14 protein-coding genes are annotated in these 13178 nt (G+C 46.9%); 3 read left to right on the top strand and 11 right to left on the bottom strand.

The annotated features are described in order from the left end of the window. Positions 1–215 precede the first annotated feature (215 nt). Positions 216–1496, top strand: coding sequence for an IS110 family RNA-guided transposase (locus tag BLT02_RS01120; RefSeq protein WP_092991026.1), 1281 nt, complete (start codon positions 216–218; stop codon positions 1494–1496). 714 nt (positions 1497–2210) lie between these two features. Here the strand turns inward: BLT02_RS01120 and BLT02_RS17020 are convergent. After that, positions 2211–2777 (bottom strand): hypothetical protein, encoded by a 567-nt coding sequence (locus tag BLT02_RS17020; protein WP_175453625.1) that lies wholly within the window; start codon positions 2775–2777, stop codon positions 2211–2213. Continuing rightward, positions 2774–3232 carry a hypothetical protein gene (locus BLT02_RS01110; RefSeq protein ID WP_092991024.1) on the bottom strand — a complete coding sequence of 153 codons (459 nt, stop codon included), beginning with the start codon at positions 3230–3232 and terminating at the stop codon, positions 2774–2776. Before BLT02_RS01110 ends, BLT02_RS17020 begins: the two co-directional genes overlap by 4 nt. A 552-nt stretch (positions 3233–3784) precedes the next feature. On the opposite strand from BLT02_RS01110, the gene BLT02_RS01105 reads away from it, so the two are divergent. Beyond that, entirely contained in the window at positions 3785–4225 is a 441-nt protein-coding gene (locus BLT02_RS01105) for a hypothetical protein (RefSeq protein WP_139187343.1), read from the top strand. A gap of 401 nt (positions 4226–4626) precedes the next feature. Here the strand turns inward: BLT02_RS01105 and BLT02_RS01100 are convergent, their stop codons facing one another. The 4 genes from BLT02_RS01100 to BLT02_RS01085 are packed head-to-tail and all read right to left on the bottom strand — an operon-like array spanning position 4627 to position 7678. After that, complete coding sequence (locus tag BLT02_RS01100) at positions 4627–5076, bottom strand: site-specific integrase (RefSeq protein ID WP_092991022.1); 450 nt, start codon at positions 5074–5076, stop codon at positions 4627–4629. A 22-nt stretch (positions 5077–5098) separates the two neighbouring features. Next, the gene (locus tag BLT02_RS01095; RefSeq protein ID WP_092991021.1) at positions 5099–5650 is read right to left on the bottom strand and encodes a hypothetical protein; all 552 of its coding nucleotides are present in this window, start codon (positions 5648–5650) and stop codon (positions 5099–5101) included. A gap of 13 nt (positions 5651–5663) precedes the next feature. After that, positions 5664–6017: a helix-turn-helix domain-containing protein gene (locus tag BLT02_RS01090; RefSeq protein WP_139187341.1), complete on the bottom strand. Its 354-nt coding sequence runs from the start codon at positions 6015–6017 to the stop codon at positions 5664–5666. 50 nt (positions 6018–6067) lie between these two features. Further along, complete coding sequence (locus tag BLT02_RS01085) at positions 6068–7678, bottom strand: hypothetical protein (protein ID WP_092991019.1); 1611 nt, start codon at positions 7676–7678, stop codon at positions 6068–6070. Positions 7679–7898: 220 nt separating this feature from the next. Between BLT02_RS01085 and BLT02_RS01080 the strand changes: the two genes are divergently transcribed. After that, complete coding sequence (locus tag BLT02_RS01080) at positions 7899–8177, top strand: hypothetical protein (protein WP_092991018.1); 279 nt, start codon at positions 7899–7901, stop codon at positions 8175–8177. 34 nt (positions 8178–8211) lie between these two features. Here the strand turns inward: BLT02_RS01080 and BLT02_RS01075 are convergent, their stop codons facing one another. The 5 genes from BLT02_RS01075 to BLT02_RS17495 all read right to left on the bottom strand — a co-directional run. Next, a complete protein-coding gene (locus BLT02_RS01075) occupies positions 8212–9726 on the bottom strand; it encodes a hypothetical protein (RefSeq protein WP_092991017.1) in 1515 nt (504 codons plus the stop codon). Between the two features lie 633 nt (positions 9727–10359). Continuing rightward, the gene (locus tag BLT02_RS01070; protein ID WP_092991016.1) at positions 10360–11382 is read right to left on the bottom strand and encodes an Rpn family recombination-promoting nuclease/putative transposase; all 1023 of its coding nucleotides are present in this window, start codon (positions 11380–11382) and stop codon (positions 10360–10362) included. A gap of 431 nt (positions 11383–11813) precedes the next feature. Then, positions 11814–12023 carry a hypothetical protein gene (locus tag BLT02_RS01065; RefSeq protein WP_092991015.1) on the bottom strand — a complete coding sequence of 70 codons (210 nt, stop codon included), beginning with the start codon at positions 12021–12023 and terminating at the stop codon, positions 11814–11816. A gap of 78 nt (positions 12024–12101) precedes the next feature. Beyond that, positions 12102–12764, bottom strand: a complete 663-nt coding sequence (locus BLT02_RS01060; protein WP_278277363.1) for a reverse transcriptase domain-containing protein — start codon at positions 12762–12764, stop codon at positions 12102–12104. Between the two features lie 143 nt (positions 12765–12907). Then, a partial coding sequence (locus BLT02_RS17495; protein ID WP_207649381.1) for a hypothetical protein occupies positions 12908–13178 on the bottom strand: 271 nt, incomplete at its 5' end.

The raw sequence follows: 13178 nt of genomic DNA, 5'->3' as shown, positions 1-13178 counted from the left end.
CAACATTGAAGGGCATGAAACACATTCATATCTGATCTTTTCAGGAAGATCAGCTTTCTCATGATGTCCGATATTTGTTGCCTGAATAGTAAATGCGCAGACTACCCCTATTTACATTCTTATTAAAAGTATACTCCTGTATACCTCAATGTAATATAAAGTTTGCTGACCCTAGGAAGTTGGCAAATCCATTACAAAACAGAGAGGTATCTAATATGAAGTTTAACACACAGAACGCAAAGATTACAGCTACCACAGAAAAAACTTTAGTTATTGGAATTGATGTCGGGAGCGAAACACACTTCGCACGGGTTTTTAACTGGCGGGGATACGAATTTTCCAGGAAACCGCTTGAATTCGGCAATACGGAAGAAGGTTTCGAGACGTTGCGGACCTGGATCATGGAGCTGAAGGAAAAGCATGGGATGGACAAGGTAATACCGGGCATGGAGCCGACAGGTCATTACTGGTTCAACCTGGGGAAGTTCCTGCAGGATAAAGGGATGAGGCCGGTGCATGTGAATCCCCATCATGTCAAAAAGTCGAAGGAAATGGATGACAACGATCCTTCCAAGAATGACCGGAAGGATCCCAAGGTGATAGCAGGCCTGGTAAACGAGGGGAGATATTTTTACCCTTATATACCGGATGGTATCTACGCGGAGATCAGGGCATTGTCAGAGCTGCAGGTACTCGCCCGGAGCGAGATCACCCGTCTGAAAAACCGTATCGCAAGATGGTTCAGCATCTATTTCCCCAATTATAAAGACGTTTACGGGAATGTCGGTGCGGTCAGCGGACTGATGGTCCTGAAAGAAGCACCACTGCCGGAAGATATTGTGAAGCTCGAAGTGGACGGCGTGAATCGGATCTGGAGAGATGCAAAGTTAAGAGGCGTCGGATTAAAGAGGGCCAGGACCCTGGTAACGGCGGCAGAGCACAGCGTCGGGAGCCGGGAAGCGCAGGAAGCAGCGAGGATAGAACTCCGGATCCTGCTTGCTGATTATGAAAGATATACAGCGAGAGAGAAGGAACTGATGGCGCTGATCGAAGAAAAGATCGGGGAGGTACCGTATGTTGATAAGCTTCTGGAGATCAGGGGCATAGGATTAAAGACCGTGATCGGATTTGTGGCGGAGGTCGGGGACATTAAGCGTTTCGATAACCCGAAGCAGCTCCAGAAACTGGCCGGATATGCGATCGTCAGGAGCCAGTCCGGCAAACACAAGGGGGAAAGCCACATCAGTTACCGCGGCAGAAAACGGCTGAGATATGTACTGTATGAAGCAGCGGTGAGTGTGGTGAGCCATAGTCCGGAGTTCAGATCGATCCATCGGTACTACACGACAAGGGACAGGAATCCATTAAAAAAGATGCAGTCACTGATCGCTGTGGCATGCAAACTGATCAGGGTGTTCTACCTGATCCTGCAGACCGGAGCGACATATAAAGCGGAAAAAATGATGGAGGACATCAGACGCCCTGCCGCAGTCTGAGCCAGAGCCCCTGTACTTTGGTAATTTTGGTAATGGCACGTGCGGCCCTGCGCTTCACGCACCCCCGCGCCCCACCCTTATCCATCCCTTTGTTATTTTAAATGATTGAGAGTGAAACTGCTGCCTGCGACCGGAGCCGGGTACCTGACCCGGAGTTGGTGATCCGGTTCCGGCCACAGGCAGGTGACCGGCTCCCCCTGGGGAGTGGCAGCAGAAGAAGTTTATCAGGAAACGTCCGCCGAAAGGTGCTGGTGAACAGAAACTGGTGTCAGCAAACAACAAAAAAGAATGAGCTAGTAGTCGGCAGGAATATTCTCCATAGGGCACGACCCTGTAAGAAAGCTACGCTGACACCCTGGATATGGACAGGCAGGACGAAGGAAGTTAGGACCCGGTGGGAAACCGGCGGTGATCCTGGTAGACACGGGAGGTGCGCTGCCATAGGGGAAGGGTTTACATGAAGGCCATGCAGAACAATATAAATGACGTTCTGCTTAGTGTACCCAGAACACCTCTATTCTCGTACCGGATACTTTGAGATGTCCATTTCCATGGCTCATTCAGTAGAGGTATATCGTTGAAAAGCCCTTATTTTTCAAGGGAAAAGTACTTGACTTTATAGGGAGGAGACCATAGAACAGTGCTATGCCCGACACACAAGTAAACATGGGGACGGAAATAAAAGGACCGTCCCCATGTTTACCCATGTTTACTTCACGGGGTCAGGCTCCAGGGTTTATCAGTTTTTGATTCCTCGTGTCCAAGCCTTTTTAATATTTTCTTCTCATCATAATCCGGTGCTTCTGACTTAACCGCCTCCCAGATTGGTTTTATCTTTTCCAGATCTTGTTCCAGGTCCTCTGCGGTCTGCTCCAAGGTTTTGTCTTTTTTGACTTTCTTAGTGATTTGCTGTATTAATTCAAGGCAGGCACCTCTGGCCTCTCCTCTGGCCTCTCCCCTGGCCTCACCTCTGGCCTCTCCTCTGGCCTCTCCCCTTTCTTCCGCGTCTTTTTCGATTGCCCAGCGGTGTGCCTCTTCATTGTATTCCCAGTAATACATCTCAGTCACCTCGTCTCTGTGTTCGCGAAGTACGTCCGCAAGAATGTCATTTTCAATGCAGGTGTCTATAACATCTATGACTGCCTGGCGCCGCTGTTCCTGATCATGCCTGCCATAAAGTGCCTCCCGTATCCTGCGTACAACTTCCGAGTACTGGGCGAGAGCCACACATTTTTTCATCAGACCGGGGTTTCTGCCGGCATTGATGTTGAGCATCCTCACGCGAAGTCAATCTCCGGTTTGTCTTCTTTTCTCTCAAATAAATCCGAGAGGCAGAAGATGATCTCATCCTCCTGATCCTGCCTCCCGTTGTAAAAGACAACGAACTGGGGAGATGGGATCTGTACCTCTTTTTCCCGGTAAAGTGTTTTCAGTTCAATCATTTCCCGAAGCAGGTCGGAATAATAGTGCAGCATACGCACGGTGATGTTGGCCGATGTGGGGCTGGACTGATGCTCGTAGACTCCCATTGTCCTGTCGATCAGAAAGGACAAGTCATTTTTCAGCCGGACAAAGAAGCCCCTGTCACTGTCCAGTGTATTGTATTCGATCTCTTCTGCATTCTGGTACGAGGTGTTGTTGACCGCGTTAAAAAGCTCCAGAAGATCTTCCTTCCTGTTTCCAAATACAAGGACAAACAATGTTGTTTTGTATTCCCGGTTGATACGTCTGCTCATATTTGCAAGCCTCCTTTCAAAAAACGGCACCAGCCGGAACAGGATGAACTTGCAATAAACAACAGACAAATAATGCCTGGAAACAAGAGCCGTTTAAACGGAAGAGCCTCCCTGTCAAACGGCTGGCAACAATATGTTCCGCAGGCATCCTGCAACTCGGGAACGGCGGTGCCTGCGTTAGTATGCGGTCTGAAAACAGCGTTCAAAGCTCGTCATTGTAACTAAATCGTACAATGCATGGATTAGTGTGTCAAGCAAAAAATTATCCCACGCATCACATCCCACACCTGGCCAGTCCGCATTTAATTATCCACCTGATTTGCTAAAGTACGCAGTAACTGGACATGCTCTTGACAATGTAAAAATTCAAACAAACATAGGATGGATGCCGGAGGGGGCTTTTTCGTAATTGGAAAAGAGAAACTATCTAAAGAAGCGGCAGAATTCTTTACACGACACCATGGAGCAATGTTTAAGATTTTGGCCTTCTTTGTTATGTCGTCCAGGCATGGTGTGTCTGGTTCTTGACACAACAATCGCAGCCCTGTTAACATGAAATCATTGAACCCGCGCGAACCGTTTCGCAAACGCGCATTGTCGAATGCAGGCGCTGCCGTCCCCGAGTTGCAGGTGCCTGCGAAACATATTGATGCCAGCCGGAGGAAGGGGGAACACAGGGACAAGGTAATCGAAATGTATTATTGGGAATATAATGAAGAAGAACATCGATGGGCGATCGAACAGGATGCAAAAGAGAAGGGGCTGAAGCAGGGACTGGAGCAGGGCACCCTTATTGAAAGAATCCGTCAGATTACAAAGAAGGTAAATAAGGGAAAAACACTCGATCAGATAGCAGATGAGATGGAAATTGATTCCACAGATTTGAAATCGCTCTGGGAAGCGGTATTGTCAGAAGCTCCGGACTATGATGAGAAAAAAATCATGGAGAAGATTTTTTCTTTGGAAGGAAAAGAATACAGTAGTTCTCGGTAACCTATTCGCGGTTTATAAATGTAGACTATCGAGGAGGTTGAAGAGGGTAACTTTGCAATACCTCTAAATCACTCTTTTGGGGTGTGGGATGCCAGCATAGGCTGCCATCCCTCATTATTGGTTTCCTTTTTCCAGCAGGTCTGTGTATATGTCAGTATGTCTGAGTAATATCCTGCGTAATGTATGGATTCAAACTGCTCCGAGACTTTTTTCCTTGTCTTCGCACCGAGAAGCTCCCGTTCGGCAAGTTATGCGAAATTTCGCATAACTTGCCGGACAGTGCTATATCCGACACACAAGTAAACATGGGGACGGAAACAAAAGGACCGTCCCCACAAACATGCCCTGAGTGTCAGGCTCCGGCGCTCTAACATAGGTGATCCAATTGACCGTGAAACTCATTATACCTGGCACTCGATTTTAATCTTCTCAATCTGTTCCTTCAGCTCCTCCACGCTTCTGTGCCCATAAGTCCCATTCGTAATATCGCCCTTCAAACTGTGACCCATGAGCCGCTTCCGATCAGCCTCGCTTACCCCTGCTTTCTCCAGCAGTCTATGGAACGTATGCCGGCAGCTGTGTGGTATGTGGTACTTTTCCTCCGTATCAATTTCAATTTCCAGGAGCACCCTTCTCATGTCCCGTCGGAACTGAGATTCACTTTTGCCGCACAGGAACTCCCCATACATACCCGCAACAAATCCGGAAATAGAAGAGTGAATCGGCACAACTCGATTTTTCCCGGCATCCGTCTTAACCCCACCGATAAACACATCGTTCTCTACAGTCATTTCTCTCCACGCACCGATCCGGAACCCGCTGTAGATCATTGTGAGAATCATTTTCACCATTGCCGCGGTCTGTTCGTCCGCTTTATCTGCTGCTGACCACAGCTTTGCAAACAGGTTTTGTTTCTTTTACCAATACAAAACCATTGGCATCAGTTTTCAAATTACCATCTTCATCTGTCTCGATTACACGACCCTGTGAATCAACGACATGGTTATTAACCGATACATACGCTCCATCTACAGGCGCCCAAGTTGTTAAATCATTCGCATCCTGAATCTTAAAGGGGATTGACTGATTATTCGAGTCTTTTTTAAGCTCTTCTGTCTTATAAGCGCCAGTCGCTACATTCGTAATAGTGTAGATCGGGAAATCTGCTTTCAAAGCATTAAGCTGTTCTTCGGTAAGCTGTTCAGCTGTAGGATCAACGACCTTCACCCAGGGATCTACGATACCAGTTTCAGTAATGCCGAAGATATCTGTAGTGGTAGCAGCAGTACCATCATTCGCAGTATCATTCTTGAAGAAGGTATTCTTCGGATCACCAGTAGCATAAGTTGTGTAGTTAATGGAAGGATAAGGAACGCCATCAACAGTGCCAGTTCCACAGAAAGGGTATTGAGCGGGCAGATTCACAGTCTTTTTCGCATTATGCTGTCAACGCTATGGCACGAAGATAAGCTGTAAATCTTTGCATCTGTTTTTGGGAAAAGAGATCCTTTTTTATAAATTCAGAGTTATTTTCTTTCAATACGAGGAGCCGGGTGATCGGGAGGTCGAACAGTCGACAGAGGATGAGCTGGGATTCCAGGGAGGGGAGAGATTCGCCCCTGTACCACTTATATATGGTCTGTTCAACTGTGATTCCTGTAATCTCCATGATTTCGCGGATCGAGTATCCGCTTTCCCGGATGCAGTGTTTGATGTTTGCGCCGGTTTTTTCCATGTCTATGGAGAGCGGCATTCGTTTTACGGGATATTTTCTTCTGGCAATCTTTGACATGATCAGTCCTCGCGGTATGTTGATTCAGGCTGCCGAATTGATAGATTGGCTCAGGCATTGACAGATAAGTTTGGGCGGGTTTTAATTCCAGGACGGGATAAATCCAGGGCGTATTGGTTCCATCTTTTCCGGTTTTGGGTAATCGTGTTCGCATGTTCGATGAGCATCGCGCCCAGATACGTATAGAGGACATTCATCCGGTTGCTGCGGCTGCTGCCGAACGCATGAAAAATTCCGTCCAGGAATCTGGTCAGGGCGGCTTCATAAGATTCCGCCGTAAACTCTTCTTCGCGAAGAATAATATAGCGCAGTCTGTATTTTTGATATTGCTTTCTGTTTTTCTGATCAAAATGCTTGTCCGCAAAGCAGAGGGGATCAATGTCTGCTTCTTCTTTTCCGGCGATCAGGATATCCGGCACTTCGACCTGCATCCGGGGCGGAATGATCTCCAGGTACACTTGTGTCAGGAGGGCAGCCATTATCCTTTCCGGTTCGGTTGGAGGGCGAAGCCCCGAAAACTCCGTCTTTTGAAATTCCTCTAACAGAGACCTGGCTCCCAGAAAGCGGAAAACGGGATTTACTTTTTTGCCCGTATTGTTATCCCTGGCCCATACTGACGCGCGTTCGATCAGGCTGTTCCGTTTTTGATCTGAGCTTTTTCTTTCGAGATAGGCCAAGTGCAAGTTTTTTTCTAAAAACTGTGCAGTGGTATTTTCTGATTCAGCTACATTTCTGACCAGCTGACAGATGAGGTAATACCACGTCCTTGTGTCATATTGTGATTTGGGGACGTCGTTCCAGTAATCTTTCAGAAGCATGAGGAGCTTCAGGGAATCCTCCGGGGACATCCAAAGGCTGAGGATATACATATTTTTCCACACCCTGAAGCGATCCAATACATCGCGTTTACGCGAGTCACATAAATCCAGTGTGCTGCCGGTAAGATTCACAAAAACAGGGAAAGGCAGGCGCCCTCTTGCAAGGTTATTTATAAAAAGAATTCCTCTGCAGACTCCATTGTCTCTGTTCGGAACAAGGTATCCGTTGCTCTTGTAGATGCAGTATGCATTTCCGGACTTGTATTTCAATCTGCGGCATATTCCCTCCCCGAGTTTTTCTCCAAAAAGCCGGTTCCCGGGATAGAAAAAATGAAGCAGGGCTTCATTTAAAATATAATAGTAACTGCAATGAATACCTTTGATGGAAAGGCGGGTCACATTATCGTCCCTGCAATACGCAAGTTTATATCCCAACATTGACACAGATGTATCGTCAATAATTTCCTCATATGTGCAGGGACGAAGGATCCAGTCCCGGGAATGCATCTCAATGTCCTTTATGCCCATTTGCAGCAGACACAGCATACAGATTTTGAAGCCCTCCCCGTATTTTCCAATATATGTTCCCGGAGAGTCCGTCTTCGTGCTGCCGCCAATGTACAAAAGCCATTCGTAATGGAAAGGCCGTCCTTCCGTTTCCATCTTTACAAGGTACCTGCCGGATTGATCGCAATCATAGGAATAATGAAAAGCCTCACCGAACCGATCCGGCCCGATGCTGTCATAAAAATTCTGGATCAGGTCACGCAGTACACGCTCAAATTTCCATTGGACAGGATAATCCAGGGCGATACCCAGTCTGATCAGTTTTTCTCTTTTCACACAATCTCCCTTCATTTGGGAATAAAACGAGCACATTAAATCTGCGTCCGTTAGTATAACATCTCCACACCTCCCTGTCACTGCACTGTCGGTTCAGTGACAAAGCGGCATTTTGTTCGTAAAATAAATGAGACAGAATCTGTTGCCACTCGGGCACCAGTCAGCCGGGCTTCTGCAGTAAAAATTGCTGCAGGGAAGAGGTCATGTAGGAGGTGTAATTATGCTGGAAGACGAAAAAGCTGCGCATCTTTCCATCTTTGAAGAAGAGTATGAGGAAGGATATTATGAAGGAATGCGGATCGGAATGTGCCAGTCGAGGGTCCAGCTGTTCAGAGGGGTGCTCCGCGACAGGAATATTTTAGAAAATATAATTGAAAATGAGGATGCTTTTAAGGATCTGCTCCGTTTCCATAAAAAATACAGGAACGTAACAATCAGAAAAATGGCGGAGTATTTAATTGCAGAGAGTGAGTACCTGCATGGCGCAGGCGATTTATGAACTGAAAAAGTAAGGCGAATCGGCTCCGATTTCTTCACGACTTCCATTTTTCCTGATAATCACTGAAGCGGTCGATTTTTTCAATGATTTTTTGGTTCATAATGGACAGTGCCCGGTGAAAAGAAAGGGTCGTATCACCTCCGTACTGGTGCAGCAGTTCGTGAGCATATATTGTAAATGCGTTTGCAAAGCCTGCATTCTGCAGTACCCATGACTGCAGATATACATAATCTGCCTTTGCCGCGACCCGGAGTCCAAAACAGTTTGAGAGGCCTCTTGTTTTTTTGATTTTCGTATACCCTGCATAGGGCGCTTTAGCGTTAAGCAGGATCCTGCACTGCGGCCATGGTTCCAGAATGAGCAGATCCCCGAGGACTTCTCCGGCCGCTTCCCTAAGGATATCTATCTTTTCCTGCTCCTCCTTGGACGGGTCCCGTTCAGCGGTATAGCCGTCCATTTCTTCACACAGATTACATACCGTCCTGACTCCGAGTGGCAAAAATAAACGTGGGAGAAAATGGAATTGTGAGTGGATACCCGATGAATGAAACCATTCCATTGCCATTTTCCTTTTATTTGGATCCGGTTCCTCTGCTTCTGTATCCTTTATTAAAAAATGATTACCGTATTTCTTCTGAAATTCAGATAAGACAGCCGGATCTGATGATATTTTAAAAATGAGGATCCTCAGGGCCGAGATCCACTTCATCGCAAAAAGCCCTTTCCGATCCTTTCCCTGCCAGACCTTCCTGAGGTGCTCGAGGATGACCAGGGATGTCTGCGGATCAAGCTTGCGGAAGACCTGATCAATGCACTCTTTCTTTTGCGAACTGCTCAGGTCCAGTCGGTCCCTGTCATCTTCATCCGGCTTATACAGATGATTGCAGATGATCAGAGGCACATACAGATGCCCTCTTTTTTCGTAAGATGCAAAAATACAGCCCAGCCTTGTGTGTCCGTTGGCGTCCCGGTTCGTAACATAAACAGCACAGTCATTTGTCCGAAACAGACACTCCCCAAAAAGACTGTTCCCTTCGTAGAAGTAACTTCTCATCGCCAGGTCCAGTTCCTGTTTGAATTTATCTGTGATATTGCTGATACGGAGAACGGTCTGCTCGCTGTATTTCCTTTTGCCGATTTCATAAGCCAGAAATTCCACAGAGTGCCCGTCAATTTCTCCGGGAACACTGGTGACATGCAGGGTCCAGTCCCGGGATTCCATATCGATTCCCAAATGATAATCCCGTATCGACATAAGAGCCGCTATCTTGAATCCCTCTCCAAACTTCCCGGCATATCTGCCATCACATTTTCTTTTGTTCGACGCACCCAGATAATACAGCCACTCCTTGGCAAAGCCTTTCTCCGCTGTCATGATCAATGTATCGCCATCGAGGAAATGCCGAAACTTTTTCCCAAAATCCGCAACCCCCAGCGCATCATAAAAATTCTGGACAAAATTGCTGATTGTCGAATACTCTGTCCATTTTACGGGATAAGACATCACGACATTTAATCTTATCAGTTTCTTTTTTCCTGAACCAGACATCCTTTCCTCCACACACAACCCGCGTGCCCGACCACTAATGAAGGGAATGTGACAGGCTTATGGCATGATCCGATAACATTTATATACGGTATGCCTGAACCGTGATTCCGGTGATTTCCATGATTTCCTAAGGTCTTCAAGGTGATGCTTGCTGAAAAACCTCATTTATTTTACAGAGGAAATAAGGTTTTGTCATTAAACTAACGGTGCAGTGCACTGTTCCTTCATGGGGGGTACCAGAATCTTATCGGGACCTTGGCACCTGGTACCAAGGTGGTAATGCCCGGCACAAAATAAACATGGAGCCGGAAACAAAAGAACTGTCCCCACGGGTTCCTTGAGGAATCCCCCTCTGAATGATAGTATTTTTGTAGCTGGAGAAATGAGGAGGCAGGAAAATGGGGACATATCTGAATCCCGGAAATCGACAGTTCTTTAGGGCGCTGAATTCGTCCATCTACGTAGACAAGACTGGACCTTGGTACCAGTCACCATGAATGCGGTCAATAGAGCCAGGCCTAAAGGGTGGAACAAAATAAAAGGAAAACACGGGGACGGAAGCAAAAGGACCATCCCCGTGTTTTCCCTTTATTTTGTCCAAAACCCAAACCCAGGCCTGACTCTACTGACTTATCAATCAGCAGGCAGGTTAGCAGGCAAATCCAACTTTCCTTCCACCTCCAGTTTTTTGTAAGCACTGAGAACGGCTTCCGGCGTTGGCGCGTCCATGTTTTTGGAGAGGGTGGCAATCAGGTGTACGAAAGTGACATCTCTTTCAATTTCATCCGCGATGACATTTTCCGGCTTGCCTTTTGGAATTTTGGCAAGAATCTGTTTGACGAGGGTCAGGAGTTCGCCTTCATTTCTTCCTTTATCCCTTTCAATTGAAAGTGTCATTTCCCAGTTCATGTATTCCCTCCTCCATACGTTGTTGCGTTTTGCGATGTCGACCTGCCTCTGGACCCGGTCAGCGTAGGAGCCAGCGGAAGAGGCAGGCGGCTGCAGGCCCAAGACCAGATCTAAAAAACCCTTCAAAGACGGTGAGATCTTGCCGACAGATCCTTTGGCATTCAGAATGACCTTGGTGGTGCCGTCCCCCAGTTCAAGCGGATTCACTTTCTCTTCCAGGCAGATGTTCCGGAAAGTATAGCGGTATCGGCTTCTGTCAAAGGGATCAAAAGGGGTGATGAAAATGATGATGGTGTCTTTTAGCTGATTGTAGTTTACGCCGGTATTTAGATTCGTCTGGTCAAGAGTTCCCGTATAATACCGTATACGGCGAGGAATGTTCTTTTCGTCGCGGAGCTGCATCTCGACATCGAAAATTCGGTTCCTGCTGTCACGCACACTGATGTCGAGCCGGACGCCGTGTGCGTCAATTGATGTTTTGAGATAGACTTCCTGTACCGCATCCGAAATCTCCCTGATTTCCAATTCGGGAAGGGAGAGCTGAAGCAGTTCGAGCAGCAAGTCGGTGTTTGTCGACATGACTTTACCGAAAATAAAGGCATTCCCTATACCTGCTTTTTCCCATTTCTCTTCCAGAGTCTGCGGAGTGGCAGATGGGGAAAGTGGATGGTCTGAAGCGGATGCAGTAACAGATGCGGAGATTTCTTCCGCATTGAGGATGGTTTCCATGTAGATTGCTTTGTTCATTGCGCTCCTCCTGTCATGATGTGGATTGGAGGGGCTCCGGCGAAGTTAAATGTCCCATGTGTCTCTTGCATGGAAGACATAAGCTGGCATATTGCCTTGCTGCGCCGCGACAGCAAAGAGCCAAAAGGAGGCGGTGGAAGACAATATGCTGTTCGCTGCGGTGGCGCAAACACGTCCCGCCGGAGCCCCGGAAATTAAATTGATCCGTTGCTCCGGCGCTGCTGTGCCTGCAGCGAAGCCGGTAGTACAAAGCTCCTATGCGGGGGACGCTGCCCCGTCCGACATTGGGAATGTACAGTGATATTGTAACAGTCATTGCCGGAGGGAGCAATGAGTATTTTCATTCCCGATTGTCGTGTTTTCTTTATTATTCGACGCACAGGGCACACGTTGGTACCCACGTTGCACCTTGGTACCAGGTACCATGAATGTTACTCTGCATGGAGCAGCGCATTGTCAAAGAAGATCACAAAATAGCATTCCCACACTCCTTGAACCTGAAAATGGCAATCTGCTTGATCGTCAACCCGGGCAAAAGAAGAAGAGAAAAAGAGCATAAAAACGAAGAAGCCTTGTGCTGTGAACACCCACGGCATAAGGCTTTTTTTGTACTCCTTCATGGGGTGAGTAGACAAGCCCATTGCTGGGCCTGCCCCTCGCAGATCCGGACGTGCGGCTTTTCCGCATCCGGCTCCCTGTGGAATTACTTGGTACACTGCTCAAATGTAGACATAGAAAGACTTCGGACGCGCCAGAGGGTGTCCGAATTTAATCATGTCCAGGAAACCTTTCCAGTTATAGCTCTTCTTCTGACTGCGCCTGTTAAGCCAGTAAAACAGACTTTTGAGCACATGCCATCTGAAAGCAATGACTGCCGGATAGTTCCCGTAAACTCCATAGTAATGGTAGTAGCCGATAAGGATTTCATTTAGCTTTGCAATAATCTCTTTAGTCTTCATGGTGCGCATCTGACCGATCCGCCTGAAGATGTCCTTACACTTCTTAATGAATTTCTTACGGCTGGTTTTCCTCCGCACTTTAAAATATCCGTTGCCGGTACGGCTACAGATGTGTGTAAATCCGAGAAAGTCAAAAGTTTCGGGCTTACCTTCGCCACGGTGTCTGCGGTTGTTTTCCGCAAATCTGCCGAACTCGATCAGCCGACACTTTTCTTCTGCCAGACTAAGTCCAAAGTGCGCCATCCTATGTTTCAGTCGTTCGTAGAACGCTACAGCCTCCTGTTTGTACTGGAAGCATACCACAAAATCATCAGCATAGTTGACGATACCTGCATACCCTTCGAGATTAGGGACTACGATCTCATTAAACCACCAAAGCAGGACGTAGTGCATGTAGATGTTTGCCAGTATTGGCGAACACACTGATCCTTATGTCGAGTTCTTAGTTATGTGGAGATAAGCACTTTATCACTTGTAATTATAGTGCTTCATCATTGATTATCTCCACATAATTCTTCCGCTATATTAATGAGGCTCATATAGGTTCTCAATCTTTGGACATATTCTTACTCCAAAGATTGAGGAGAATGCTGAGTTCCAATATTTAATACCTGGATTGGAGAGCAGATCTGTGTCTTATTGGTTTCCGGAATTCCTTCAAGAAGGAATATGTTATGCCGAGATAACCGGCGCGTGTTTCCTGCTATTTCAAGCTTATTTAGCATTAACTCGGCATAACAACTATAGTAAACGACAAAATTAACTTTACTTAAAGCTGCACAGAGACTTAAGCTGCTCATTTGGAACAGCCCAAACTTCGAATGCATTATCAACGGT

It is taken from the genome of Sarcina sp. DSM 11001 (genome assembly GCF_900101015.1).
In the GTDB taxonomy this organism is placed as follows: Bacteria; Bacillota; Clostridia; order Lachnospirales; family Lachnospiraceae; genus CAG-791.
The sequence above is the reverse complement of the archived record's forward strand: the minus strand, read 5'-3'. Positions and strand labels throughout refer to the sequence as shown.